Raw genomic sequence first — 25,359 nt, 5'->3', positions numbered from 1 at the left:
TCGCGGTCACACGCGTATCGCTCCATTCTACGCGAGCCGGGCCGTCGGCGGTGTCCGGCGCGCTACGACGTCAGGGAGGCGACCTCGTCGGCGGCCCGGGCGACGTCGTCGTTCACGACGGCGAAGTCGAACTCGTGCTGGGCGGCGAGCTCGACCTTCGCGGTCTTCAGGCGACGGTCGCGCTCCTCCTCGCCTTCCGTTCCGCGCCCGACGAGACGGTGGACGAGTTCGTCCCAGCTCGGCGGGAGGAGGAAGACGAGCGTCGCGGACGGCTCCGCCGCGCGCACCTGACGCGCGCCCTGGAGGTCGATCTCGAGCAGCACCGTGCGGCCTTCGGCGAGGGCGCTCTCGATCGGGCCGCGGGGCGTGCCGTATCGGAACCGGTTGTGCACGGTCGCATGCTCGAGCAGCTCGCCGTCGGCGATCAGGCGGTCGAACTCGGCGTCGTCGACGAAGAAGTAGTGCTCGCCGTCGACCTCGCCCGGACGCGGTGCGCGCGTCGTCGCCGACACCGACAGGAGGATCTCGGGGTGGTGCTCCTTGATGTGGGCGGCGACCGTCCCCTTGCCGACGGCGGTGGGGCCGGCCAGCACGACGAGGCGGCTGCGGCCGCGGCGCGGCTTCAGCTCGGGCCACCGCTGATCGAGGAAGCGCTCGAGCGCCACGCGCTGGCGCGCCCCGAGGCCGCCGAGTCGCTTGACGGGCGAGATGCCGAGCTGAGCGAGGATGCGGTCGCGCTTGCCCTCCCCGATGGCGGGGATGCTCGTGAGGAACTCGGTGATCCGCATCGCCCCTGCGGGCGACTCCGGCTCCGCCAGGGCGCGCCGCAGCAGCTCCTGGGGCGTGATCACGCGCATCGTGACATCCCGCTTGAGGCTCGCCCTCTCGCGGCGCGCGGCGACGGCCCGCCGGGATGCCGCGGCGCGGTCGACCTCGGGGGGCCGCGACGCCCTGTCGGGCTCGCGCGATGCGGGACCGGGGGTGTGTGCTGTTCGGGGGTCAGCCACGTGCGTGGGTCTCCAGTTCTGCGGTGCGGGTCGAGATGGCGTGGGCGATCCCCTGAGGACCGGCCGAGAGGATGCCGCGGCTCTCGCTCGCGAGCACGAAGGGCGCGAGGGCGCCGAAGATCGTCGGGAGGTCGGCGAGGCGGGCGCCCTGCGTGCCGAATCCGGGGGCGAGGATCGGCGCCGGAGGCGTCAGCTCGTCGGGGACGCCGAGCACGCGACGGTCGACCGTGGCCCCGATGACGAAGCCGATGCTCCCCCATTCGTCGCCGGTGCGACGTGCGCCGTTCTCCAGCGAGGCATCCGCGATCACCTCACCGGCCACCGTGCTCCCCGATGCGGCGACCGCCGTCTGCACGCCCTCCGCCTGCGGGTTGCTCGTCGCCGCGAGCACGAACAGGCCCTTGCCGTTCGCGTAGGCGAGGTCCATGGCCTCGGCGAGTGCGCCGACACCGAGGTAGGGGTTGACGGTCAGCGCGTCGGCCTCCAGCGGAGAGCCGGGGGTGAGCCACGCGCGCGCGTAGGCGTCCATCGTCGTGCCGATGTCTCCGCGCTTGGCGTCGGCGATCACGATGAGGCCGGCTGCGCGGGCCGCGGCGAGCACGTCCTCGAGCGCCGCGTATCCCGCGCTCCCCCAGCGCTCGAAGAACGACACCTGCGGCTTGACCACTCCCACGCGGTCCGCTGACGCCTCGACGACCCGCAGGCCGAACTCCCGGGCACCGGATGCCGAGGCATCCAGGCCCCACCCAGCGAGCAGGTGCTCGTGCGGGTCGATCCCGACGCACAGCGGACCGCGCTCGGCGATCACCCGCTCGATGCGCGCGCCGAACGACGTCACAGGCGGGCCGCCCGGTCGGCTCCGTATTCCTGGAGGCTCTTGACGTCGAAGCCGTCGCGCAGCACCGAGAGGGCGCTCACGGCGGCGCCGAGCACCGCCATCGTGGTGAAGAGGGCCTTGTCGGCGGCCACGGCGGCGGCGCGGATCTCGTAGCCGTCCGCGCGGGCGAGGCCGCCGGAGGGGGTGTTGACGATCATGTCGATCTCTCCGGCGTTGATGAGGTCGACGATGTTCGTCTCCCCCGACGCCTGCGTCGCCGAGTACTTGTTGACGACCTCGACCCGGATGCCGTTGCGGGCGAGGATCTCGGCCGTGCCCTCCGTCGCGACGAGCTTGTAGCCGAGCTCCTGCAGACGGTGGGCGGGGAGGATGACCGCGCGCTTGTCGTCGTCGGCGACCGAGATGAACACGGTCCCCTCCAGCGGCATCCCGCCGTACGCGGCTTCCTGGCTCTTGGCGAACGCCGTCGGGAAGTCGCGGTCGATGCCCATGACCTCGCCCGTGGAGCGCATCTCCGGACCCAGCACGGAGTCGACCATGTGGCCCTCCTTCGTGCGGAAGCGCTTGAAGGGCAGCACGGCCTCCTTGACGGCGACGGGAGCATCCAGCGGGACGCGCGAGCCGTCGCTGACGGGCAGCATCCCCTCGGCCTTCAGCTCGGCGATCGTCGAGCCCGCCATGATGCGGGCGGCCGCCTTGGCGAGCGGGATGCCGAGCGCCTTCGACACGAAGGGCACGGTGCGCGACGCGCGCGGGTTCGCCTCGATGACGTAGAGCACGCCCGCCGAGACGGCGAACTGCACGTTGAGGAGGCCCCGCACGCCGACGCCTTCGGCGATCGCCTGCGTGGCGATGCGCACGCGGTCGATCTCGGTGCGGCCGAGCGAGATGGGCGGCAGCGTGCAGCTCGAGTCGCCCGAGTGGATGCCGGCCTCTTCGAGGTGCTCCATGACGCCGCCGATGTACAGCTCGTCGCCGTCGAACAGCGCGTCGACGTCGATCTCAACGGCGTCGTCGAGGAACCGGTCCACCAGCAGCGGAAGACCCGGACCGATGATCGCCTGATCGGCGATGCGGGCGAAGTAGTCGCGGAGGCTCGCGGTGTCGTAGACGATCTCCATCCCGCGACCGCCGAGCACGAAGCTCGGGCGCACGAGCACGGGATAGCCGATCTCCTCCGCGATGACGACGGCGCCGGCCTCGTCGATCGCCGTCCCGTGCCGCGGTGCGAGCAGGCCGGCAGCGTCGAGGATGCCGCTGAACAGCGACCGCTCCTCCGCCAGGTCGATCGCTGCGGGGCTCGTGCCGAGGATGTTGTATCCGGCCTGCTCGATGCCCTTGGCCAGGCCCAGGGGCGTCTGACCGCCGAGCTGGCAGATGACGCCGAGGATCTCACCCGACTTGGCCTCGGCGTGCAGCACCTCGAGCACGTCCTCGAGCGTGAGCGGCTCGAAGTAGAGCCGGTCGCTCGTGTCGTAGTCGGTCGAGACCGTCTCGGGGTTGCAGTTGACCATGACGGTCTCGAAGCCCGCCGCCGACAGCGCGAACGACGCGTGGACGCACGAGTAGTCGAACTCGACGCCCTGACCGATGCGGTTCGGACCCGACCCGATGATGACGATCTTCCGGCGGTCGGACGGCGTCACCTCGGTCTCGAGGTCGTAGCTGGAGTAGTGGTACGGCGTGAGGGCGGGGAACTCCCCCGCGCACGTGTCGACGGTCTTGAAGACGGGCCGGATGCCGAGGGCGTAGCGGATGCCGCGCACCTCCTCCTCGGAGATCCCGCGGAGCTGGGCGATCTGGACATCGCTGAAGCCGTGCTCCTTCGCGATGCGGAGTGTGCCGGCATCCAGCTCGCCCGCCGTGCGCACGAACTCCGCGACCTCGTTGATGAGCACGATCTGGTCGAGGAACCAGGGGTCGATCTTCGTGGCCTCGAACGCCTGCTCCGGCGTGGCGCCCTTGCGCAGGGCCTGCTGGAGCACGACGATGCGACCGTCGGTGGGAACGGATGCGATCTCCAGGAGCTCCTCGACCGAGCGCTCCTCCGCACCCCAGTGGAAGCTCGATCCGCGCTTCTCGAGCGAGCGGAGCGCCTTCTGCAGTGCGGTGGCGTAGTTGCGGCCGATCGCCATGGCCTCGCCGACCGACTTCATGGTGGTCGTGAGGGTCGTGTCGGCGGCCGGGAACTTCTCGAAGTTGAACCGCGGCACCTTCACCACGACGTAGTCCAGCGTCGGCTCGAAGCTCGCCGGGGTGACCTTCGTGATGTCGTTGGGGATCTCGTCGAGGCGGTAGCCGATCGCGAGCTTCGCGGCGATCTTCGCGATCGGGAAGCCCGTGGCCTTCGACGCGAGGGCCGACGACCGCGAGACGCGCGGGTTCATCTCGATGACGATGATGCGACCGTCGTCGGGGTTGACGGCGAACTGGATGTTGCAGCCGCCGGTGTCGACGCCGACGGCGCGGATGATGTCGATCCCGATGTCGCGCAGCTTCTGGTACTCGCGGTCGGTGAGCGTCAGCGCGGGCGCGACGGTGATCGAGTCGCCCGTGTGGACGCCGACGGGATCGACGTTCTCGATCGAGCACACCACGACGGTGTTGTCGGCCGTGTCGCGCATGAGCTCGAGCTCGTACTCCTTCCAGCCGAGGATCGACTCCTCGAGGAGCACTTCGCTCGTCGGCGAGTCGTGCAGGCCCGCGCCGGCGATGCGGCGGAGGTCGGCCTCGTCGTACGCGAAGCCCGAGCCGAGCCCGCCCATCGTGAAGGACGGGCGCACGACGAGCGGGTAGCCCAGCTCGGCGGCGCCGGCGAGCACTTCGTCCATCGTGTGGCAGATGCGGCTGTCGGCGACGTCGGCACCGGAGTCCAGCACGAGCTGCTTGAAGATCTGACGATCCTCGCCCTTGTTGATGGCTTCGAAGTCGGCGCCGATGAGCTCGACGTCGTACTTCTCCAGGATGCCGTTCTTGTGCAGATCGATCGCGGCGTTCAGTGCCGTCTGCCCGCCCAGGGTCGGCAGGATCGCATCCGGCTTCTCCTTGGCGATGATCGTCTCGATGACCTGCCACGTGATGGGCTCGATGTAGGTCGCGTCGGCGAAGTCGGGGTCGGTCATGATCGTGGCCGGGTTCGAGTTCACGAGGATGACGCGCACGCCCTCCTCGCGCAGCACGCGGCAGGCCTGCGTGCCCGAGTAGTCGAACTCGCACGCCTGGCCGATGACGATCGGCCCCGAGCCGATGACGAGGACGCTCTTGATGTCGTCGCGCTTAGGCATTCTTGGTCTCCAGAGTGGCGATCACGAGGTCGCGGAAGCGGTCGAAGAGGTAGTTGGCGTCGTGCGGTCCCGCAGCAGCCTCGGGGTGGTACTGCACCGAGAAGGCCGGGATGTCGAGGGCGCGGAGCCCCTCCACGACGTTGTCGTTGAGGCCGACGTGGCTCACTTCGACCCGTCCGTAGCCCTGCGGGCTGTCGAACGAGCCCTCGAGCGGCGCCTCGACCGCGAAGCCGTGGTTGTGCGCGGTGATCTCCACGCGGCCCGTCGCCTTGTCGAGCACCGGCTGGTTGATGCCCCGGTGGCCGAACGGGAGCTTGTAGGTTCCGAGCCCGAGGGCGCGGCCGAGCAGCTGGTTGCCGAAGCAGATGCCGAAGAACGGCAGCCTGTCATCGAGCACGCCGCGGAGCAGGTCGACGTGGTCGTCGGATGCCGCAGGGTCGCCGGGGCCGTTGGAGTAGAACACCGCGACGGGGTCGATCGCGCGGATGCCGTCGATGGTGACGTCCTGCGGCAGGACGTGCACGTCGAACCCGCGTGCCGCGAGGTTGTCGACCGTGGACTGCTTGACGCCCAGGTCGAGCACCGCGAGGGCGCCGATGCGCTCCCCCGTCGCCGGGGTGACTTCGGAGACGGCGACCGACACGGCCGCCGACAGGTTCTGTCCGGCCATCTGCGGGGCCTCCGCCACGAGGCGCAGCTGCTCCTCGGCATCCAGGGTCGCCGCCTCCCCCGAGAAGATGCCGCCGCGCATCGAGCCCGCCGAGCGGATGTGGCGCGTCACGGCACGGGTGTCGATGCCGCTGATGCCCACGATGCCGTCCGTCACGAGCGCGTCGTCGAGCGACTCGTCGGCACGCCAGTTCGACACGATGCGGGACGGGTCGCGCACGATGTAGCCGGCGACCCAGATGCGTCGCGACTCGGGGTCTTCCGCGTTCATGCCGGTGTTGCCGATGTGCGGCGCGGTCTGCAGCACGATCTGGCCGGCGTACGAGGGGTCGGTGAGCGTCTCCTGGTAGCCGGTCATCCCGGTCGAGAAGACCACTTCGCCGAGGGTCGTGCCGCGCGCGCCGTAGGCACGGCCCACGTGGCGGGTGCCGTCCTCCAGGACGAGCACGGCGGGATCTGTCGTGAAAGTCATGCGCCTGTTCCTGTCCGGGTCTCGGGGAGACCCGTCGTCGTCTGAGGGATGAGGGGGCGGATCGCCTCGGCGAGGGCCCTGGCCGAGGCATCCTGGGGTCGGAGGTACGTGTCGACCACGTCACCGGCGTCGGTGCGCCAGCTGAGCCGCGTGAGGCCGTCCTTCTCCACCACGCGGTCGATCGCGACGGTCGACTGCGCGACGTCGACGAGCCGCTCGGGCAGGAGGGCGATCCGCGGCTGACCGGTCAGGTCGAGCGCGACGCCGCGATCGGTCACGGTGACGCCGACGCGCGAGCGGAACGCGAATCCGGGGGCGTTGATGCGCTCGAGCGGGGCGTCATGCGCCGTCGTGGCGACGTAGAAGCCGTCGAACACCTGCGTCACGGCGGCGGACGCCGGCAGCTCGCCCGGTGCGATCAGCACGACGCGGTCGCGCGTGGCGCGGCGCCGCCACCCCCACACGCCGAGTCCGATGATGAGCGCCGTCACAGCCAGGATGACGAGCAGGGCGCCCTCGCGGGTCATGAGCGCACCCCGGGTGCGTCCAGCAGCGCACCGTCGACGACCGTCGGCACACCGCGGTGCACGGTCCAGCGCACCTCGCCCGGCAGCTCTCGGCCGAGGTACGGCGAGTTGACGCTGAGACCGTGCAGATCGTCGGTCGTGAATGCGCGCACCGGTCGCGGGTCGTACAGCGTGAACGACGCCGGCTGCCCCGCCGTGAGCGGAGTGCCGTGCCCCTCGAGGCGTCCGATCCGGGCGGGCGTGCGCGACATCACCCGCGCGACGTCGGCCCACACGATGAGTCCCGTGTCGACCATGGACTGCTGCACGACGCGCAGGGCGCTCTCCAGCCCGACCATGCCGTTCGCCGCGGCCTGCCACTCGCACGCCTTCGCCTCGGTGGGGTGCGGGGCGTGATCGGTCGCGACGATGTCGATCGTGCCGTCGGCGAGGCCCTCGCGCACGGCGAGAACGTCTTCCTCACGACGCAGCGGCGGGTTGACCTTGTAGCGGGCGTCGTACCCGCGGGCGAGCTCGTCGGTCAGCCGGAGGTGGTGGGGCGTGACCTCGGCGGTCACGTTCACGCCGCGCTTCTTCGCCCATCGGATGATGTCCACCGATCCCGCGGTGGAGAGGTGGCAGACGTGCAGACGCGAGCCGACATGCTCGGCGAGCAGCACGTCGCGGGCGATGATCGACTCCTCCGCGACCGCGGGCCATCCGGTCAGGCCGAGCTCGGCCGAGACCGCGCCTTCGTTGAGCTGGGCGCCCTCCGTGAGCCGGGGGTCCTGCGCGTGCTGGGCGATCACTCCGTCGAACGCCTTGACGTACTCGAGCGCTCGCCGCATGATCAGCGGATCCCAGACGCAGAAGCCGTCGTCGCTGAACACCCGCACGCGGGCCCGCGAGTCGGCCATCGCACCCAGTTCGGCGAGGCGCTCGCCCTTCTGGCCGACCGTGACGGCGCCGATGGGCTGCACCGTGACGTAACCGGCGGCTTCGCCGAGCGCGAGCTCCTGCTCGACCACGCCGGCGGTGTCGGCGACGGGAGACGTGTTGGGCATGGCGAAGACCGTCGTGTAGCCGCCGGACGCCGCGGCCCGCGAGCCGGAGAGGATCGTCTCGGATGCCTCGTACCCGGGCTCGCGCAGATGCGTGTGCAGGTCGACGAGTCCCGGCAGGGCGAGCAGGCCGTCCGCGTCGACGACGGTCGCGCCGGCGCGGGTCAGGCCCGTGCCCACGTCGGCGATGATGCCGTCCTCGACGACGAAGTCGGCGGCATCCCCGCCTTCCAGGCGCGCCCCGCGCACCACCAGCACGTCGGTCCCCGAATCGCGTCGAAGGGTCATCGTCCGTCCTCCGTTCCTTCGCCGGCTCCCGCAAGGAGCAGATACAGCACCGCCATGCGCACCGAGACGCCGTTCGCGACCTGCTCGAGCACGGTCGAACGTGCGGAATCGGCGGCCTCCGCGGAGATCTCGAGACCGCGGTTCATGGGACCCGGGTGCATGACAATGCTATCCGGCCCCAGGGCCGCCAATCGCCGCGCGTCGAGTCCCCACCGGCGGGAATACTCCCGTTCAGTCGGGAAATACGCGGCATTCATCCTCTCGAGCTGAATCCGCAGCATCATGAGCGCGTCGGGCGCGCCCGCCAGGGCGTCGTCGAGGTCGTAGACCACCCGCGCGGGCCACCCGGACACGTCCTGCGGCACCAGGGTGGGCGGCGCAACCAGGGTGACCTCGGCTCCGAGCGTGCTCAGCAGCCACACGTTCGACCGTGCGACGCGCGAGTGCAGGATGTCGCCCACGATCGTCACCCGGAGACCGGCGAGGTCGCGCCCGCGGCTGTCGGCGCCGAAGCGGCGCTTGCGGATCGTGAACGCGTCGAGCAGCGCCTGGGTCGGATGCTCGTGCGTCCCGTCGCCCGCGTTCACGACGCCGGCCGAGATCCATCCGCTCGTCGCGAGGGTGCGGGGCGCCCCCGAGGCGCCGTGGCGGATGACGACGGCATCCGCCCCCATGGCCTGCAGCGTCTGGGCGGTGTCCTGCAGCGACTCGCCCTTCGAGACGCTCGACCCCTTCGCGGAGAAGTTGATGACGTCGGCGCTGAGGCGCTTCGCCGCCGCCTCGAACGAGATGCGGGTGCGGGTGGAGTCCTCGAAGAAGAGGTTCACGACTGTCTTGCCGCGCAGCGTCGGCAGCTTCTTGACCTCGCGCTGCTGCGTGTCGGCCATGTCCTCGGCGACGTCGAGGGTGCGCAGGGCATCGGCGCGCGAGAGTGTCTGGGTGTCGAGGAGATTCCTCATGACTCGATCGTCACCTCCTCGAGCCCGTCGACCTCGACGAGCCGCACGTTCACGCGCTCCTCCCGGGAGCTCGGCAGGTTCTTGCCGACGAAGTCCGGACGGATCGGGAGCTCGCGGTGGCCGCGGTCGATGAGCGTGGCGAGGCGGACGGCGGCCGGTCGTCCGATGTCCTGCAGGGCGTCGAGGGCGGCGCGGATGCTGCGACCCGAGAACAGCACGTCGTCGACCAGGACGACGGTCTTGCCGTCGATGCCACCGGCCGGGATCTGCGTCGGCTGGGGCGAGCGGGTGGGGTTGCGGTGCAGATCGTCGCGGTACATCGTCACGTCGAGCGATCCGACCGGCACGGGCCGTCCCGAGAACTCGGTGAGCAGTCCGCCGATGCGATCGGCGAGCGTCGCCCCGCGTGTGGGGATCCCGAGGATCACGAGATCGTCCGGCCCCTTGTTGGCCTCGAGGATCTCGTGTGAGATCCGAGTGAGGGCTCTGGCGATGTCGGCCTCATGCAGCACGGTTCGCGTGCTCATCCGCCGCTCCCTTCTCCGCCTCTCTGGACGGTGTTAAAGGTTGCTGTGGTCGTGCCGTCCCAGCCTATCGCCTCCGGGCAGCGCTCGTGGTGGGAGCGAGCAGCCATCGCACGCCCCAGCGCGCGCCCATGAGCGCGAAGATCAGGAGGGTCACCGACCAGAACCCTCCGAGGCTCACGGCATCCCCGAACACCACGTCCTCAAGCCAGAGCACGACGAACTTGCTCGCGGGCAGCAGGAGCACGAGCATCCCGATCGACACGGTGCGACGCGCGATCGTGGAGGAGCCCCGGATGCGGCGGAGCACCCGCGTCTTCGCGATCAGCACGACCTCCAGCACGAGCTTGAGCATCACCGCTGTCAGCAGCGAGATCGTGAAGGACTCGGCGAGGACGGACGGGAAGTACTCCGTGGCCAGGTTCAGCACGACGACGTAGACGAACACATCGACGATGTGCAGGGGGTCGATCAATCGGCGTCGCACGCCGCTGATCTTACGGCGTGCGCCGCGCGGAGCGCGGTCGCCGCACCTCCTCAGATCTGGGGCCGACCGGGCGTGTCGGGGCCCCGACACGCCGTCTGCGCGCAGCCCGTGAGGAGTTGCGCACAGGAGGGCGGGTATCACGCCCGGAACACGGGCGCTCTTCGCGGTGACCCGATCGCGGGTCATCCAGATCGGAAGGAATCGAACGATGGAAGCGAAAGACACGCGCGGATCGGCGAGGCTGATCGATGCGTACAAGAACCGCGGGGTGACGCTGAACGAGGACTTCGTCGCGAAGCTGTCGGACTCGCTCGGCGAACTGACCGTGAACGGCGTGCTGGTTCGAGGGATGCCGCATCCGGACTGGTTCCGGGCGGGATTCACCACGAGCGGTCCGGAGGAGACCTCGAAGGTGATCGAACGGATCCTCGGGACGGTGGCCGAAGTGCCGCTCGCCGAGATCCGGCTGTTCCCCAAGGGCATCCCGTGGCCCGGTGAGTTCAACATCGAACTCACGATCGAACAGCGCTGACCGATGCGACTCACGGCTGATCGCGGGATCGTCCAGGTCCATCCGACGCGGCGGTGCAATCTGACGTGCCTGCATTGCTATTCGTCGTCCGGCCCGCGTGTCGCGGCGACGACCCCGCTCGAGCTTCTGACCGACGCGCTGGATGACGCAGTCGAGCTGGGGTACTCCGTACTGAGCGTGTCAGGAGGCGAGCCGTTGCTCTATCGCCCGCTGCTCGAGCTTCTGGCGCACGCACGGTCCCGCGGCATGCGCACGACGGTGACGACGAACGGCCTTCTGCTCTCCGAGCGTCGGCTGGCCGAGCTGCACGGTCTCCTCGACGTGCTCGCGATCTCCGTGGACGGCACGCCCGAGACGCACGATGTCATGCGCAACAGTCGCGGGGCATTCGCGAGGCTGTCGTCACGGCTGCCCGGCGTCGCCCGCTCCGGCATCCCGTTCGGTTTCATCACGACCCTGACGCAGAGCAACGTCGACGAGCTCGATTTCGTGGTGGGGCTCGCCGGCGAGTACGGCGCCGGGCTCGTTCAGGTGCATCCGCTCGAGCCGGTCGGCGCAGCCGCGAGCAACCTGGCAGGGGCCGTGCCCGATGACCAGGAGCTCGGCTTCGCCATGTTCGAAGGGCTCGTACAGGCCGCCATGCGCGACGACGTGAGAGTGCACGTCGACATCGCGCGCCCCGCCGACATCGCCGGCATCACGCTCCCCATCACGGGCGAAGATCTGCGGCTCGGGGACTGGCTGACGCCGCTGGTGATCGAGACCGACGGCGCCGTCGTGCCCCTCACCTACGGATTCCCGCGACGCTTCGGACTCGGTCGCCTCGAGGGCGCAGGGCTCGCAGACCTCGCGCGGCGATGGGATGCGGGTCCCTTCGTCGAGCTGTGCACGACGACGCGTGATCGGCTGATCGCCGAGAGGCGACCCTTCTTCAACTGGTACGAGGAGATGCGCCGCGCAGCGCTGCGCGCAGAGAGCGGGCGCGTGCGACTGGCGCGCGCAGGCTGAGGCGGGTCAGGCGGCAGGCGCGGTGGCGGCGCGGTGGAGGTCGTCCTCCACCTGGGTCGCACGGATCGGGTGGCCCTGGCTCGTCAGGCACTTGCCGCTCGCGAGGTCCCAGCTCCAGTCGTGCAGCGAGCAGGTGAGCACGCCGTCTTCGATCTTGCCGGTCTTCGTGAGGTCGGCGCGCAGGTGCGGGCACCGGCGCTGCACGATCCAGTCCCCCAGCTGCGCGTCCTCGGTCTGGTCGGTCTGCTCCGAGTACCAGTTCTCGACGTACTCGATGCGGTCGCGCGACAGGCACTTGAGGAAGGTCGTGAGGAACTCGTTGAACTTGCCGCTGCGCCCCACCTCGAACTGCATCGACAGGAAGATCGAGTTCGACCAGTCGATCTCGTGATCGCGGATGTTCGTCGAGACGAGGTCGGCGGGGATCGTGTACCAGTAGATGCACTCCTCGCCGGCGTACTCGCGGACCTTGGCCTTCGGGAAGTCCACGACCATGTCGAGATCGCCGATGCGGAACCGCACGTTGCCGCCGACGCCGTTGCGGATCGTGCGGCCGCGGCGCAGGAGCGGCTCCCACCATTCCTTGATGGCGGCCAGCATCTCCTGCGGCGGGAGGACGGGGGCGCGGGATGCCTCTTCGGCCCGCACCTCGTCCTGGCGGGAGTCGCGCTGCTCGGCCAGGTAGGCCCACTTGTCGTCGAAGACGCGATCGATCTCGGCCTGTGTGTACAGGCTCTGGGTGACCGAGATCTCGCCGTTGTCGAGTTCGACGACCGTTCCGGGGACGAACTCGTACCCCTTCTGCTCGGGGCGCTGCTCCTTCATGTGCGCGAGGAACTGGCGCTGATCGGTGAAGATCGAGTCGTCTTCGAGCCCGTAGCCGTTGTAGCGGAACAGCTCTTCGCGCAGGAACATCGGCGGCCCCGCCATCGGGAACACGTGGGGGGCGTCCACCTTCTCGATGTAGTACATCGCGCGCTTGTTCTGCGCATCGCGCTTCAGCCGGGCGAAGTTCTGCTTCGAGTCCTGCGGCAGGTCGTAGACCATGGGCCACCAGATCGCGCCCGAGACCTGCGTGAAGTACGCCTCCGGCTTGCTGAAGCCCAGGAGGGCCTCGAGGTCGAGCGGGTGCGAGTCGTTCTGGTTCAGGATGCTCGCGGTGCCGTCGTCGACGCTGAGCGACGAGTCGCCGATCGGTCCGTCGGAGGGGGCTCGCAGCGGCGTCACCATGATCTTGAGGTCGCCGAACTCGAGGGGGACGCCCGCCTGCGTGTAGATGATGTTGTCGTACCCGAGCGCTCGGAGGTCGTTCTCCAGGTCGTCGGTCGGGTAGTCGGGCAGCAGAACCTTGATGTCTTTCGGGATGACCCGCTGCATCAGGGCCGGGTCGAAGTGGTCGCGGTGGCGGTGCGAGACGTACAGGAAGTCGGCCTTGCCGAACCGCTCCCAGTCGAGCGCGCGGTTGTCGGGGAACGGGAACCACGAGCCGAAGAACGTCGGTCCGACGACGGGGTCGCACAGGATGCTCCCCCCTGCCGTCTCGATGAACATTCCGGCGTGGCCGAGGCCCGTGATCCGCATGCGATCCTCCTGTGTCGAACAGCTCACGAGTCTACGCGAGGCCTCGTACGACCCCGGAAGGCCCGGCCGTGGGAATGACGAAGGGCCGGATGCCGAGGCATCCGGCCCTTCGTCGAGTTCAGCTGGAGCGGGCGATGCGCCCGAGCACTCCGTGCACGAAGGCGCCCGAGTCGTCGGTCGAGAACTCCTTCGCGAGTTCGACGGCCTCGTCGATCGCGACGGCGGCCGGCACCTCGTCGTTGTAGAGCAGCTCCCACACGCCGATGCGGAGCACCGCCCGGTCGACAGCGGGCATGCGCGCGAGCGACCAGTCCTTCGCGAAGGTCGTGATCTGCTCGTCGATGGCGTCGCGGTTGTCGATGACGCCGTCGACGATGTCGCGGGCGTAGAGCCACGAGGACTCCCGCGAGGGCTCTCCCGCCGCGCGCTTGGCTTCGGCGGCGAGCGTCACGCCGAGCTCGTCACCGCGGATGTCGGACTGGAAGAGGATGTCGAGGGCGCGCTTGCGCGCCTTGCTGCGTGCGCTCACTCGTCAGCTGACGCGGCCGAGGTAGTCGCCCGTGCGGGTGTCGACCTTGACCTTCGTGCCCTGCTCGACGAAGAGCGGGACCTGGATCTCGTAGCCGGTCTCCAGCGTGGCCGCCTTGGTGCCGGCCGACGAACGGTCGCCCTGCAGGCCGGGCTCGGTGTAGGTGATCTCCAGCACGACGGAGGCGGGGAGCTCGATGTAGAGCGGGTTGCCGTTGTTCAGAGCGATCTGCACCTGCTGGTTCTCGAGCAGGAAGTTGGCGGCGTCTCCGACGGTGCCGGCGCCGACCGTCAGCTGGTCGTAGTCGGCGACATCCATGAAGACGTAGCCGTCGCCGTCGTTGTAGAGGTACGTGAAGTCGCGGCGATCGACGTTCTCGATCTCGATCTTGGCGCCAGCGTTGTAGGTGCGGTCGACGACCTTGCCCGAGACGACGTTCTTGAGCTTGGTGCGCACGAACGCACCGCCCTTGCCCGGCTTGACGTGCTGGAACTCGATGACGTTCCAGAGCTGGCCGTCGATGCTGAGGACGACGCCGTTCTTGATGTCTGCAGTCGATGCCATGGGTCGAAGATGTCCGTTCGTGTGAAGCGAGGATGCGGCGAGCGCCGAAGCGACGCTGAGCGCCGACGTTCGATTCTACGGGATGCCGCGGCGGGTGCCCTCGGCCGCACGCTCCCGGCGGGCCGCGTCAGCCTTCGGCGTGACCGGTGAGCGCGTCGACGAGGAGCGTCACGGCCTTCGCGTAGCCTGCGACGCCTTCGCCGACGACGTGCACGATCGCGACATCCGCGACGTACGAGAAGTGGCGGAACTCCTCGCGCTTCCCGACGTCGGAGATGTGGACTTCGGCGACGGAGAGCGCGACGCCGGCGAGGGCGTCGCGCAGCACGACGGAGGTGTGCGTGAGGCCGCCGGGGTTGATCACGATCCCGGCGCAGTCCTCGCGGGCCGCGTGGATCGCGTCGATCAGCACGCCCTCGTGGTTGCTCTGGACGGCGCGCACGACGAAGCCGCGGGATGCCGCGGCATCCGTCGCGATCTGGACGACGTCGGCGAGCGTCGCCGTGCCGTACACCTCGGGCTCGCGTGTGCCGAGCAGGTTGAGGTTGGGTCCGTTGACGAGCAGGAGGCGGCGTTCGGTCACGCGATCACCCTAGCCGGGCACCGCTGCGCGGAACGGCCGGCGCATCTCGAGCTCCGGACCGATGACACTCGTGAACGTCACCCCGGTCGGCGTGAAGCCGAGCTTGCGGTACGCCGCCTGCGCCCGGAGGTTCTCGGTGTGCACGTCGAGCGTGAGCGCGTCGGTTCCGCGTCCGGCGGCGAACTCCGCTGCGCCGGCGAAGAGCTCGCCCAGGATGCCGCGCCCGCGATGCGCGGGCGAGAGGTACACGCCGACGACGTCGGCACGCCGGACGACGACCTCCTGGCCGAGATGATCGCGGCTTCCGGGTTCGCGCAGCAGCACCGTCGCGCTGCCGACCCAGGCGTCATCCACGATGGCCACGAACTGGGCTCCGGACTCCCCCATCGCCGCCCCCGCGGTGCGCGCCTGCCAGAAGGCGTCGCCGCGCGCGAGCTCCTCGGCGGTGGTCGTGAGGAAGGCGATCGATGCGTCGGGATCGCCGACGGCCTCGATGCGCAGATCCCGCACCTCGCGCCACTCGTGCAGGCGCACCCGGCGCACCGATGCGGCCGATGTCACCCCGCGATCTCCTGGTAGGCCGCGAACAGCAGCGACTCATCGGGGGCCTGCAGCACCGTCGGGCGGGCGATGTCGTCGAGGACGATGAATCGCAGCATCCCGCCGCGGCTCTTCTTGTCGCGCTGCATCGTCGCCAGCAGCTGCGGCCATCCGCCGGGACGGTAGGTCGTCGGCAGGCCGAGGAGGTCGAGGATGTCGCGGTGGCGCTGGGCGACGGCATCCGGAAGTCGTCCGGCCAGGCGCGAGAGCTCGGCGGCGAACACCATGCCGACCGACACGGCGGCGCCGTGACGCCAGCGGTAGCGCTCGGCGTGCTCGATCGCGTGCCCGAGCGTGTGGCCGTAGTTGAGGACTTCGCGCAGTCCGCCCTCGCGGAAGTCCTCCCCCACGACCCGGGCCTTCATGTCGATCGCGAGCTCGATCGAACGTCGGAACTCCGGCGTCGACGGGTCGACGGCGCGCTCGGGATCGGCCTCGATGAGATCGAGGATCTCGGGATGCCAGATGAACCCGGCCTTGACCACTTCCGCGAACCCGGCGACCGCCTCGTTGCGCGAGAGCGTGTCGAGCAGCGCGAGGTCGCACACGACGTGGGCGGGAGCCCAGAAGGCGCCCACGAGGTTCTTGCCCTCGGCGGTGTTGACGCCGGTCTTTCCTCCCACGGCGGCATCGACCATGCCGAGCACGGTGGTCGGCACCTGCACGACCTGGATGCCGCGCAGCCAGGTCGCCGCGACGAAGCCGGCGAGGTCGGTGACCGCGCCGCCGCCGAATCCGACGACGGCATCCGTGCGGGTGAAGTCGGCCTTGCCCATGACCTGCCAGCAGAACGCGGCCACTTCGATGCGCTTGCCTGCTTCGGCATCCGGGATCTCGGCGAGGAGCACCTCTCGGGACCCGTCGGCCATGAGCCGCTCGCGCAGCTCGCCCGCCTGCGCGGTGAGGGTCGGCGGGTGCACCACGAGGAACTTGCGCACGGCCGGGGCGAGCGCCTCGCCGACGCGATCCAGGATGCCGCGCCCGATCGTGATGTCGTAGCCGGCGTCGCCGGATACGGAGATGGTCGTCGTCTCGGTCATGAGTCCTCCTGGGGCTGCGTCTGGATCCAGTCCACGATCTGGGCGACGACGCCTGCGAGAGGACCCGACGACGTGTCGAACGCGACGTCGGCGACGCTCTCGTACACCGGGCGTCGCTCGGCGTAGATGCGCGACCACCGCGCCAGGGGGTCCTCCCCGGCCAGCAGCGGGCGGTCGCTTCCGCCGATCCGCGAGGCGACGATGTGCGGGGCCACGGTCAGCAGCACGACGCGGTGGTCTGCGAGGTCGGCTCGTGTGTCGGCGTCGAGCACCGCTCCCCCGCCCAGGGCCACCACGCCGCCGCCCGTCAGCGCGTCGACCACCGCCGCGCGCTCGAGGGCGCGGAAGTGGCTCTCGCCATGGGTCTCGAACAGGGCGGGGATCGGTCCGTGGTCGCGCACGACCACCTTGTCGGTGTCGGTGAACGGAAGGCCGAGCGACCGCGCGACACGACGGCCGATGCTGGTCTTCCCGGCGCCCATCGGTCCGATGAGGACGATCGCGGTCATTCTGAGGCGGGGTCGGCGGCGCTTTCGGCACGGAGCGACGCATCGCTCTCGGTGCTCGTGCGGAGCGTCCCCGGGATGGCGGCGAGGTAGCCCTCGAGGTTGCGTCGGGTCTCGGCGACGCTGTCGCCCCCGAACTTCTCGAGCACGACGTCGGCCAGCACGACGGCGACCATCGCCTCGGCCACGACGCCGGCAGCGGGGACCGCGCACACGTCGGAGCGCTGGTGGTGCGCGGCGGCGGCGTCGCCCGTGGCGATGTCGACCGTGGGCAGCGCGCGGGGGACGGTGGCGATGGGCTTCATGCCGGCGCGCACCCGCAGCACGGTGCCCGTCGACATCCCGCCCTCGGTTCCGCCGGCCTTGTCGGAGCCGCGGGTGATCCCGTCGCCGGTGGCGTACAGCTCGTCGTGGGCGCGGGATCCGCGGCGACGCGTGGTCTCGAACCCGTCGCCGACCTCGACGCCCTTGATCGCCTGGATGCTCATGAGCGCCTGCGCGAGCTTGGCGTCGAGTCGGCGGTCCCAGTGCACGTGCGAGCCGAGTCCGGGCGGCAGCCCGTAGGCGAGCACCTCGACGATGCCGCCCAGCGTGTCGCCGGACTTCTTCGCGTCGTCGACCTCGGCGACCATGGCCGCGCTGGTCTCCGCGTCGAAGCAGCGCAACGGGTCGGCGTCGAGCGCGTCGACATCGTCGGGCGTGGGCAGCGCAGCGCCCTCCGGGACGCGCACCGGCCCGATCGACAGCGTGTGCGAGACGAGACGGATGCCGAGCTCCGACAGGAATCCGCGCGCGACCGCACCGAGGGCGACGCGGGCGGCCGTCTCACGGGCACTCGCGCGTTCGAGGATGGGGCGCGCCTCGTCGAACCCGTACTTCTGCATGCCGACGAGGTCGGCGTGCCCGGGGCGGGGGCGCGTGAGCGCGGCGCCGCGGCCGCGCGACATGTCGGTGAGCTCGACGGGATCGGGGCTCATGACCTCGACCCACTTGGGCCACTCGGTGTTGCCGATGCGCAGGGCGATCGGGCTGCCGAGAGAGAGTCCGTGACGCACGCCCGACGAGAGCGTGAGCTCGTCCTCCTCGAACTTCATGCGCGAGCCGCGGCCGTAGCCGAGCTTGCGTCGAGCGAGGTCGGCTTGGATCGCGGCGCGAGACACGGGGACGCCCGCAGGCAGACCCTCCATGATGGCGACGAGTTCGGGGCCGTGGGATTCGCCGGCCGTGAGCACGCGGAGCATTCGTCCAGTCTCCCACGCGCCGCGGTCAGGTCGCGTCGCTCGCGCTCTCTGTGACGGCCGTGCGCATCGCGGCGAACACTTCGGGTTCGCGCGGCAGGGCCGACGCGACGTCTCCCGACGTGAAGACCCGCACCTGGAGCAGCGCCTGGTGCAGCAGCATCCCGAGCCCGTCGCGCGCCCGCCCGCCCGCGCGCTCCCAGGCCGCAGCCAGAGACGTCGGCCAGTGGCCGTAGACGACGTCGAGGAGGAGCCCGCCGGAGGCGGCGAGGGCGTCGGCGACGGCATCCGGCACCGGCGCGTCGCCCGGAAGGGTGGCGATCGTGACGGGGACCTCTGCCGCGGGCCCGGAGGCGAACGGGACCGCGACGACGTCGACGGCGAGCCGGTCGCCCAGTTCGCGCAGCGGCGCCACCGCTTCGGGCCTGCGTGCCACGACCTCGACTCGGCGCGCGCCCAGCTCGGCGAGTGCGACCAGTGCCGAGGTGGCGGTCGCGCCCGCTCCGACGATCCGGGCCGTCTCCAGTCCGAGGATGTCGTCGTCGGCCAGGGCCCGTACGAGGCCGCCCACGTCGGTGTTGAAGCCGCGAGGGCCGTCGGAGTCGAGGAGCACGGTGTTCACAGCGCCGGTGAGCTCCGCGCGCCGCTCGCGCTCGACGCTCGTGGCGAAGGCGACGGACTTCAGGGGCATCGTGCACGACAGGCCGCGCCATCCGGCATCCAGACCGGCGACCGCGCCCACGAACTCGTCTTCTCGCACGCGGCGTCGCTCGTACGTCCAGTCCAGGCCGAGCACCGCGTACGCCGCAGCGTGGAGCTGCGGTGAGCGACTGTGGGCGATCGGATCGCCCCACACCGCGAGTCGCGTCTGGCCGGCGCTCAGCACGCCGTCAGCATCCGCCGTCGGGGTTGTCGCGGCACCACTGCTGCCACTGAGCGACCGCGCGGTTGTGATCGGCGAGGTTCGACGTGAAGATCGTCTCGCCCGTGGCGAGGTTGACCGTCACGAAGTACTGCCAGTCGCCCTCGGCGGGACTCATCGCGGCCGCGATCGCGACCTCGCCGGGGTTGGCGATCGGACCCACCGGCAGCCCCACGTTGACGTAGGTGTTCCACGGATTGGGATCGCGCAGGGCCTCCCCCGACGAGCTCACGGTGCCGTCGTGCATCTCGCCGTATCCGAACTGGGCGGTGGAGTCCATCTGCAGCAGACCGTTGGTGTCGGAGATCGCGGGATCCAGTCGGTTCTGGATGACGCGCGAGACCTTCTGCATGTCGACCTCGTACCGCGCTTCGCGCTGGATGATCGATGCGATCGTGAGGACCCGCTGCCGGTCCTCCTCCGGTACACCGAGGTTGCCCAGCACCGTCTGGGTCTGCGTGACGAGGCGCCCGATGACATCGGTGGCCGTCACGCCCGGGTCGAACGTGTACGTCGCGGGGTACAGCCATCCTTCGAGCGGCTGTCCGCCCGCGGCCACCACGGCGGGGTCGGGTGAGACACCGACCGCCAGCGGATCGGCGACGGCGGCCTGGAAGTCCTCGAGCGGGATGCTCAGGGACTCCGACAGAACCACGAGCGACTCTTCGAGCGTGAGACCCTCGCGCAGCTGAGCCTGGTTCTCCAGCTTGTTCGCGGGGTTCAGGATCGCCTCGAGCGCCGCCGCCGAGGTCATCTCGCGCTGGAGCCTGAACAGTCCCGGCACGAACGGAGGATTCTGCCCTTCGTCGATCAGGTATTCGTAGAACGCCTCGGGAGTCTTCGTGACGCCGGCGTCGAAGAGGCTCTGGGAGATCGTCTGCCCGTTGTCGCCGGAGACGATCGTGAGCAGGGCCTCCCCGTTCGCCAGTCCCTCCTCGAAGTCCTTCGGCTCCTCCCAGCCCATGAACTCGCGGATCTGGCTCTCGTACGTGGTCCACACGTACAGTCCGCCGGCGGCGATCCCGCCGAACAGCACCAGGACGACACCGAAGGCGATCCATCCGCCGATGCGTCGCTTGCGCTTGTTCTTCGGAGGCGGCGGAGCGCCGATGTCGTCGGTGGAGGTGGCTCCGGTGAAGAGGTCGTCGAGGCTTCCCGTCGGAGCAGGACGCGCCGGCGAGCGCGCCGGCTCCTCGGCGGCGAAGATCGACGCGAAGTCGGCCGACCCGACCGCCGCGCCGGCCGCGACCGCGGCGGTGGGCTCGGCCGTCGCCGCGGTTGCGCGGTCGGCCGCGGCCGCGGCATCAGCGGGTGCCGCGGCGACGGCGGGCGTGCCGTGCGGGGGCGTGTTGCCGGACCTCGCATACGGCCGCGCGGGCGGCTCGGAGGTCTCGGGCTCGTCGGAGGCGGGAGGCACCGGCGCCGCGGACGCGCGGTACTGTCCCGCGGTCGACACGGGAGGCGTGGCGACGTCCGGAGCGGTCGGCGTCTCCGCCGCAGACTCCGGAGCGGCGGCTCCGGCCGCCTCGCGGGCGGCTCGACGCGACAGCGGGGCCTCGGAGGTCGGCCGGGAGTCGCCCCCGGGATCCGACCCCGGCGATGCCGCGCGTGCACGCGGGTCGGGCAGCTTGCCGAACAGTTCTGCGAACGGGTCGTCGGGGGACGGCGGCGTCGTTTCGGGCATGTCAGGCGGGCTCCTGGTCCACGAGGACGGCGATTCCGGGGGGACGTCCTTGGCTTTTCTCGAAGTCGATCGCCTGTTGCAACAGCACGACGGCGGCGATCTGATCCACGATGCTACGCGACGAACGCTGGGATCTGCCCGACTGGCGCAGCGCCGCGTGTGCCGAGACGGTGCTCAGCCGCTCGTCGACGAGGCGCACGCCGCGGTCCGATCCGCTGCGGACGGATGCCTCGGCGAGCGCTGCGGCGAACTCCCGCGCATCGGCCGTCGAGGCCGTGTCGGCGCCCGACATGCTCAGCGGAAGGCCGACGAGAAGCTCGAAGGCATCCTCCTCGTCCGCGAGGACCAGGATGCGGGCGATCGATTCGTCCGTGCGCGCGACGGTCTCCACCGGCGTCGCGAGGAGTCCGTCCGGGTCGCTCCGGGCGACGCCGATGCGGGCCTTCCCGACGTCGATGCCGAGACGCTTTCCTCGTCGGAAGCCGCTCACGCGCCGAGGGCGTCCCTCACAGCGGACAGCGCGGCCGGGACTGCCGTGGCATCCGTCCCTCCGCCCTGTGCGACGTCGTCGCGACCACCGCCGCCGCCGCCGAGCGCCGCGGCGGCGGCCTTCGCGAGCACACCGGCCTTCGCGCCGGCGGCACGCGCGGCCTCGTTCGTGGCGACGATGACCACGGGGCGATCGCCGACGACGGCGCCCAGCGCGACGACGGCCGCGTCGACTCCGAGTCGCTCCCGCACCTGGAGGGCGAGCGCGCGCACGTCGTCTCCGGATGCCGCGGTGCCGAGCGACTCGGACACGAGGCGGTAGGCCCCGACCGGTGCAGCCGTGGCCGCGAGAGCCGGGAGACGGTCGCCCAGCGCCTTCGATTCGAAGGACGCGATCTTCTTCTCCGCCGCCTTGAGCTGCGCCTGGAGCTCCGCGACGCGTGCCGTGAGCTGGTCGCGCGGAGCCTTGAGGTTCGCGGTGAGCTGCGAGACGATCGCACGCTCGGCCGCCAGGGAGCGGAATGCGTCGAGGCCCACGAGGGCCTCCACGCGGCGGTTCGACGCGCCGACGGACGACTCGCCGACCAGGCTGATCAGGCCGATCTCGGCACTCGTCGACACGTGCGTGCCGGCGCAGAGCTCGCGCGACCACGGGCCGCCGATGTCGACCATGCGCACCGTCTCGCCGTACTTCTCGCCGAAGAGCGCCATCGCGCCCGCTGCCTTCGCCTCGTCGAGAGCGAGCACACGGGTGGTGACCTCGAGGTTGTCGCGCACGGCGTTGTTCGAGATCTCCTCGATCTCGCTCTTCGTGGCATCCGACAGGGCCTGTCCCCAGGCGAAGTCGAACCGCATGTAGCCGGCGCGGTTGAGGGATCCCGCCTGCGTCGCCGACTTCCCGAGCGTGTCGCGGAGCGCCGCGTGCACGAGGTGCGTCGCGGAGTGCGCCGCGCGCGCCGAGCGGCGGTTCGCGGCGTCGACCACGGTCGTCGCCGGCTGACCCACACCGACCTCACCGGACGACACCTCGACCGTGTGGCTGACGAGTCCGGGGACGGGCTTCTGCACGTCGAGCACCTCGAGCTCGAAGCCCGGGCCGACGATGACGCCCTTGTCGGCGACCTGGCCACCCGACTCCGCGTACAGGGCGGTCTCGGCGAGGATGACCTCGACGATCTGACTCGACGTGGCGCGATCGACGGGCACGCCGTCGACGAGGAGGCCGAGGATGCTCGACTCGGTCTCGAGATCGGAATATCCGGTGAAGATCGTCTCGCCCTGCGCGCGCAGATCGCGGTACACGCTGGTGTCGGCGAGCTGGCGCTTGCGCGAGCGGGCGTCGGCCTTCGCGCGTGAGCGCTGCTCCTGCATGAGCGCGTCGAAGGCGGCGCGGTCGACCTCGAGGCCCGCCTCTTCGACGATCTCCATCGTCAGGTCGATCGGGAAGCCGTAGGTGTCGTGCAGAAGGAACGCCTCCGAGCCGCTGATGCTCTTCCCGCCGGAGCGCTTCGTGTCGGCCACGGACTCGTCGAGGATCTCCGATCCCGACGCGAGCGTGCGAAGGAACGTGGCCTCTTCAGCGAGGGCGTACTGCGCGAGCCGGTCGTAGTCGGTCGCGACGATCGGGTAGGCGTCCTTCATGGCGTCGCGGGATGCCGCGAAGAGCTCGGCGAAGGTCGGGCCCTCGACCCCGAGCAGACGCATCGAGCGGATCGCTCGCCGCATCAGTCGGCGCAGGATATAGCCGCGTCCGTCGTTGGCGGGCGTGACGCCGTCGGAGAGCAGCATGAGCGACGAGCGCACGTGGTCGGCGACGACGCGGAACCGCACGTCGTCCTCGTGATCGGCGCCGTAGCGCTTCCCCGACAGGGCGACGGCGGCATCGAGCACGGGACGCACCTGGTCGGTCTCGTACATGTTGTCGACGCCCTGCTTGATGAACGCGACGCGCTCCAGCCCCATGCCGGTGTCGATGTTCTTGTTCGGCAGTTCCCCGACGATGTCGAAGTCGTACTTCGAGGTCACGTTCGTGATCTCGTACTGCATGAACACGAGGTTCCAGATCTCGACGTAGCGGTCGTCGTCCGTCGCCGGTCCGCCGTCGATCCCGTAGGCCGGGCCGCGGTCGAAGAAGATCTCCGAGCAGGGTCCTGCGGGGCCGGGCAGCCCGGTGCTCCAGTAGTTGGTGTCCTTGCCGAGACGCTGGATGCGCTCCTCCGGCAGATCGGTGAGCCGCAGCCACAGGTCGTGCGCCTCGTCGTCCTCTTCGTACACCGTGACCCACAGGTCCTCGGGGTCGAAGCCCAGGCCGCCGTCGGCGTCGGGCGTCGTCAGGAGCTCCCACGCGAAACGGATCGCGCCTTCCTTGAAGTAGTCGCCGAACGACCAGTTGCCGAGCATCTGGAAGAACGTCCCGTGCCGAGGGGTCTTGCCGACCTCTTCGATGTCGAGCGTGCGGATGCACTTCTGGTTGTCGGCGGCGCGCTTGTACGGCGCGGGCACATCGCCGCTGAGGTACGGGATGAAGGGGACCATGCCGGCGACCGTGAACAGCAGCGCCGGATCGTCGGTGATGAGAGATGCGGACGGCACGATGACGTGGTCGTTCTTCTGGAAGAAGTCGAGATAACGCTGCGCGATCTCAGCGGTTTTCATGCGGGTGGTTCCTCGGGGGTCGGCCGCAGACGGGCGAGCGAAGGCGCCCCCGCGGCTCGGGGGTCGGATGGGGGAAGATCAGTCGGTCAGCTTGGCCGCGGCGTCCTTGGCCGCGGAGGCCACGTCGGAGGCCGCATCCTTCGTCGCGGACGCGACACCGGATGCCGCATCCTTCGCGGCGCCGAGGGCGTCGGATGCCGCATCCTTCGTCGCCGACGCGACATCGCCCGCCGCGCCCTTGGCCGCGTCGACGAAGTCGCCGAGACGCGCCTCCTGGTCGCGGTAGGCGTCGCCGATGCGGTCCGTGAACTCGTTGATCCGCGCGTCGACCTCGGCGAGCAGTTCGTGCCCGCGAGGGTCTCGGTTCAGCAGGTGCGCGGCCACCAGACCGCCGGCGATGCCGAGAACGAACCACACGAAAGTCTTCATGTCACCAACTCCTCGCCGCGGGCGCGGCCTTCCCCCATCGTAATCGGATACGACGAAGGGCGCCGGGGTCTCCCCCGGCGCCCTTCGCGTGATCTCGGTCTTATCGGGCCGCGTAGTACTCGACGACGAGCTGGACGTCACCCACGACGGGGACCTCCGCACGCTTCGGGCGACGCACGAGGCGCGACTGGAGCTTGTCGAGCTCGACCTCGAGGTAGGCCGGAACCGGGGGCAGGACCTCGGCGTGTCCGCCGAGCGCTGCGACCTGGAAGGGCTCGGTGCCCTCGCTCTTGGCCTTGACGTGGATGAGCTGACCCGGCTTCACGCGGAACGACGGGCGGTCGACGAGCTGGCCGTCGACGAGGATGTGGCGGTGCACGACCATCTGGCGGGCCTGCGCCGTGGTGCGGGCGAAGCCCGAACGGAGCACGAGGGCGTCGAGACGCATCTCGAGGAGCTCGACGAGGTTCTCACCCGTCAGGCCCTGGGTGCGGCGCGCCTCGTTGAACGTGTTGCGCATCTGCTTCTCGCGGATGCCGTACTGCTCGCGCAGACGCTGCTTCTCGCGGAGGCGGACGGCGTAGTCGCTGTCCTGCTTGCGCTTGGTGCGGCCGTGCTCACCCGGAGCGTAGGGACGCTTCTCGAGGTACTTGGCTGCCTTGGGGGTCAGCGCGATGCCGAGCGCGCGGGACAGGCGGACCTTGCGGCGGTCCTGGGACTTCGTAGCCACGAAGTATTCCTTCCGGTGACGTGGGCGTGACTTTCACGACTCACGGACGTATCGCTCTCTTCCCCCGGCTCCGGGCGCACGCCGGGGCGCGTCGGAAGGGTGTTGAAGAAGAGGGGATGCCCGAAAACACGGTTTCGAGCCGGTCAAGTCTAACAGATCCGCGGATTCTCGCCG

General features: G+C 70.2%; 24 protein-coding genes and 1 pseudogene. 2 read left to right on the top strand and 23 right to left on the bottom strand.

From position 1 onward, the window contains the following. Positions 1-62 precede the first annotated feature (62 nt). The 9 genes and pseudogenes from gmk to B0B14_RS07140 all read right to left on the bottom strand — a co-directional run bounded on the left by gmk (position 63) and on the right by B0B14_RS07140 (position 10,095). Positions 63-1,007 (bottom strand): guanylate kinase, encoded by a 945-nt coding sequence (gene gmk, locus B0B14_RS07180; protein WP_076680746.1) that lies wholly within the window; start codon positions 1,005-1,007, stop codon positions 63-65. Continuing rightward, complete coding sequence (gene pyrF / locus B0B14_RS07175; RefSeq protein WP_076680745.1) at positions 1,000-1,845, bottom strand: orotidine-5'-phosphate decarboxylase; 846 nt, start codon at positions 1,843-1,845, stop codon at positions 1,000-1,002. The genes gmk and pyrF overlap by 8 nt, the downstream gene beginning before the upstream one ends. Continuing rightward, complete coding sequence (gene carB, locus B0B14_RS07170) at positions 1,842-5,129, bottom strand: carbamoyl-phosphate synthase large subunit (RefSeq protein ID WP_076680744.1); 3,288 nt, start codon at positions 5,127-5,129, stop codon at positions 1,842-1,844. Before carB ends, pyrF begins: the two co-directional genes overlap by 4 nt. Further along, complete coding sequence (carA, locus tag B0B14_RS07165; RefSeq protein WP_076680743.1) at positions 5,122-6,270, bottom strand: glutamine-hydrolyzing carbamoyl-phosphate synthase small subunit; 1,149 nt, start codon at positions 6,268-6,270, stop codon at positions 5,122-5,124. The genes carB and carA overlap by 8 nt, the downstream gene beginning before the upstream one ends. Next, a complete protein-coding gene (locus B0B14_RS07160) occupies positions 6,267-6,797 on the bottom strand; it encodes a PH-like domain-containing protein (RefSeq protein ID WP_076680742.1) in 531 nt (176 codons plus the stop codon). The genes carA and B0B14_RS07160 overlap by 4 nt, the downstream gene beginning before the upstream one ends. Next, positions 6,794-8,125 (bottom strand): dihydroorotase, encoded by a 1,332-nt coding sequence (locus B0B14_RS07155; protein ID WP_076680741.1) that lies wholly within the window; start codon positions 8,123-8,125, stop codon positions 6,794-6,796. Before B0B14_RS07155 ends, B0B14_RS07160 begins: the two co-directional genes overlap by 4 nt. After that, positions 8,122-9,084: an aspartate carbamoyltransferase catalytic subunit gene (locus tag B0B14_RS07150; RefSeq protein WP_076680740.1), complete on the bottom strand. Its 963-nt coding sequence runs from the start codon at positions 9,082-9,084 to the stop codon at positions 8,122-8,124. The genes B0B14_RS07155 and B0B14_RS07150 overlap by 4 nt, the downstream gene beginning before the upstream one ends. Beyond that, positions 9,081-9,614: pseudogene (gene pyrR / locus B0B14_RS07145) on the bottom strand (bifunctional pyr operon transcriptional regulator/uracil phosphoribosyltransferase PyrR); the annotation flags it as partial. The pseudogene pyrR and the gene B0B14_RS07150, both read right to left, overlap by 4 nt. Before the next feature lie 61 nt (positions 9,615-9,675). Beyond that, entirely contained in the window at positions 9,676-10,095 is a 420-nt protein-coding gene (locus B0B14_RS07140) for a hypothetical protein (RefSeq protein WP_076680738.1), read from the bottom strand. A 208-nt stretch (positions 10,096-10,303) separates the two neighbouring features. Between B0B14_RS07140 and B0B14_RS07135 the strand changes: the two genes are divergently transcribed. Continuing rightward, positions 10,304-10,627, top strand: coding sequence for a hypothetical protein (locus tag B0B14_RS07135; RefSeq protein WP_076680737.1), 324 nt, complete (start codon positions 10,304-10,306; stop codon positions 10,625-10,627). 3 nt (positions 10,628-10,630) lie between these two features. After that, positions 10,631-11,635, top strand: a complete 1,005-nt coding sequence (locus B0B14_RS07130) for a radical SAM protein (RefSeq protein WP_076680736.1) — start codon at positions 10,631-10,633, stop codon at positions 11,633-11,635. A gap of 6 nt (positions 11,636-11,641) precedes the next feature. Here the strand turns inward: B0B14_RS07130 and B0B14_RS07125 are convergent, their stop codons facing one another. The 14 genes from B0B14_RS07125 to rpsD form a co-directional block, all read right to left on the bottom strand. Then, positions 11,642-13,216, bottom strand: coding sequence for a Rieske 2Fe-2S domain-containing protein (locus tag B0B14_RS07125; RefSeq protein ID WP_076680735.1), 1,575 nt, complete (start codon positions 13,214-13,216; stop codon positions 11,642-11,644). A gap of 118 nt (positions 13,217-13,334) precedes the next feature. Next, positions 13,335-13,745, bottom strand: coding sequence for a transcription antitermination factor NusB (gene nusB, locus B0B14_RS07120; RefSeq protein WP_076680734.1), 411 nt, complete (start codon positions 13,743-13,745; stop codon positions 13,335-13,337). 3 nt (positions 13,746-13,748) lie between these two features. Beyond that, the gene (efp, locus tag B0B14_RS07115) at positions 13,749-14,309 is read right to left on the bottom strand and encodes an elongation factor P (protein WP_076680733.1); all 561 of its coding nucleotides are present in this window, start codon (positions 14,307-14,309) and stop codon (positions 13,749-13,751) included. A gap of 127 nt (positions 14,310-14,436) precedes the next feature. Continuing rightward, positions 14,437-14,892 (bottom strand): type II 3-dehydroquinate dehydratase, encoded by a 456-nt coding sequence (locus B0B14_RS07110; protein WP_076680732.1) that lies wholly within the window; start codon positions 14,890-14,892, stop codon positions 14,437-14,439. A 9-nt stretch (positions 14,893-14,901) separates the two neighbouring features. Beyond that, positions 14,902-15,453: a GNAT family N-acetyltransferase gene (locus B0B14_RS07105; RefSeq protein ID WP_076680731.1), complete on the bottom strand. Its 552-nt coding sequence runs from the start codon at positions 15,451-15,453 to the stop codon at positions 14,902-14,904. Then, entirely contained in the window at positions 15,450-16,532 is a 1,083-nt protein-coding gene (gene aroB / locus B0B14_RS07100) for a 3-dehydroquinate synthase (RefSeq protein ID WP_076680730.1), read from the bottom strand. Before aroB ends, B0B14_RS07105 begins: the two co-directional genes overlap by 4 nt. After that, positions 16,529-17,041: a shikimate kinase gene (locus B0B14_RS07095; protein WP_076680729.1), complete on the bottom strand. Its 513-nt coding sequence runs from the start codon at positions 17,039-17,041 to the stop codon at positions 16,529-16,531. Before B0B14_RS07095 ends, aroB begins: the two co-directional genes overlap by 4 nt. Next, positions 17,038-18,279 carry a chorismate synthase gene (aroC, locus tag B0B14_RS07090; RefSeq protein ID WP_076680728.1) on the bottom strand — a complete coding sequence of 414 codons (1,242 nt, stop codon included), beginning with the start codon at positions 18,277-18,279 and terminating at the stop codon, positions 17,038-17,040. The genes B0B14_RS07095 and aroC overlap by 4 nt, the downstream gene beginning before the upstream one ends. A 25-nt stretch (positions 18,280-18,304) precedes the next feature. Further along, complete coding sequence (locus B0B14_RS07085) at positions 18,305-19,162, bottom strand: shikimate dehydrogenase (RefSeq protein ID WP_076680727.1); 858 nt, start codon at positions 19,160-19,162, stop codon at positions 18,305-18,307. A 4-nt stretch (positions 19,163-19,166) separates the two neighbouring features. After that, positions 19,167-20,882, bottom strand: coding sequence for an endolytic transglycosylase MltG (gene mltG, locus B0B14_RS07080; protein ID WP_076680726.1), 1,716 nt, complete (start codon positions 20,880-20,882; stop codon positions 19,167-19,169). 1 nt (position 20,883) lies between these two features. Then, positions 20,884-21,372: a Holliday junction resolvase RuvX gene (gene ruvX / locus B0B14_RS07075; RefSeq protein ID WP_076680725.1), complete on the bottom strand. Its 489-nt coding sequence runs from the start codon at positions 21,370-21,372 to the stop codon at positions 20,884-20,886. Then, entirely contained in the window at positions 21,369-24,026 is a 2,658-nt protein-coding gene (alaS, locus tag B0B14_RS07070; RefSeq protein WP_076680724.1) for an alanine--tRNA ligase, read from the bottom strand. Before alaS ends, ruvX begins: the two co-directional genes overlap by 4 nt. Before the next feature lie 78 nt (positions 24,027-24,104). Continuing rightward, positions 24,105-24,455 (bottom strand): ATPase, encoded by a 351-nt coding sequence (locus B0B14_RS07065; protein ID WP_076680723.1) that lies wholly within the window; start codon positions 24,453-24,455, stop codon positions 24,105-24,107. A 100-nt stretch (positions 24,456-24,555) separates the two neighbouring features. After that, positions 24,556-25,185 (bottom strand): 30S ribosomal protein S4, encoded by a 630-nt coding sequence (gene rpsD, locus B0B14_RS07060; protein ID WP_076680722.1) that lies wholly within the window; start codon positions 25,183-25,185, stop codon positions 24,556-24,558. Between the last annotated feature and the right edge of the window lie 174 nt (positions 25,186-25,359).

The sequence above is a fragment of the Microbacterium sp. RU33B genome, from assembly GCF_900155915.1.
In the GTDB taxonomy this organism is placed as follows: Bacteria; Actinomycetota; Actinomycetes; order Actinomycetales; family Microbacteriaceae; genus Microbacterium.
The sequence above is the reverse complement of the archived record's forward strand: the minus strand, read 5'-3'. Positions and strand labels throughout refer to the sequence as shown.

Coding starts and splice junctions, on each gene's coding strand:
- B0B14_RS07095 (WP_076680729.1), bottom strand. CDS start 17,041: ATGACCGCGATCGTCCTCATCGGACCGATGGGCGCCGGGAAGACCAGC.
- B0B14_RS07155 (WP_076680741.1), bottom strand. CDS start 8,125: ATGACCCTTCGACGCGATTCGGGGACCGACGTGCTGGTGGTGCGCGGG.
- carA (WP_076680743.1), bottom strand. CDS start 6,270: ATGACTTTCACGACAGATCCCGCCGTGCTCGTCCTGGAGGACGGCACC.
- B0B14_RS07065 (WP_076680723.1), bottom strand. CDS start 24,455: ATGAAGACTTTCGTGTGGTTCGTTCTCGGCATCGCCGGCGGTCTGGTG.
- B0B14_RS07125 (WP_076680735.1), bottom strand. CDS start 13,216: ATGCGGATCACGGGCCTCGGCCACGCCGGAATGTTCATCGAGACGGCA.
- aroB (WP_076680730.1), bottom strand. CDS start 16,532: ATGACCGAGACGACGACCATCTCCGTATCCGGCGACGCCGGCTACGAC.
- efp (WP_076680733.1), bottom strand. CDS start 14,309: ATGGCATCGACTGCAGACATCAAGAACGGCGTCGTCCTCAGCATCGAC.
- carB (WP_076680744.1), bottom strand. CDS start 5,129: ATGCCTAAGCGCGACGACATCAAGAGCGTCCTCGTCATCGGCTCGGGG.
- B0B14_RS07130 (WP_076680736.1), top strand. CDS start 10,631: ATGCGACTCACGGCTGATCGCGGGATCGTCCAGGTCCATCCGACGCGG.
- aroC (WP_076680728.1), bottom strand. CDS start 18,279: ATGCTCCGCGTGCTCACGGCCGGCGAATCCCACGGCCCCGAACTCGTC.
- B0B14_RS07160 (WP_076680742.1), bottom strand. CDS start 6,797: ATGACCCGCGAGGGCGCCCTGCTCGTCATCCTGGCTGTGACGGCGCTC.
- alaS (WP_076680724.1), bottom strand. CDS start 24,026: ATGAAAACCGCTGAGATCGCGCAGCGTTATCTCGACTTCTTCCAGAAG.
- B0B14_RS07150 (WP_076680740.1), bottom strand. CDS start 9,084: ATGAGGAATCTCCTCGACACCCAGACACTCTCGCGCGCCGATGCCCTG.
- B0B14_RS07135 (WP_076680737.1), top strand. CDS start 10,304: ATGGAAGCGAAAGACACGCGCGGATCGGCGAGGCTGATCGATGCGTAC.
- mltG (WP_076680726.1), bottom strand. CDS start 20,882: ATGCCCGAAACGACGCCGCCGTCCCCCGACGACCCGTTCGCAGAACTG.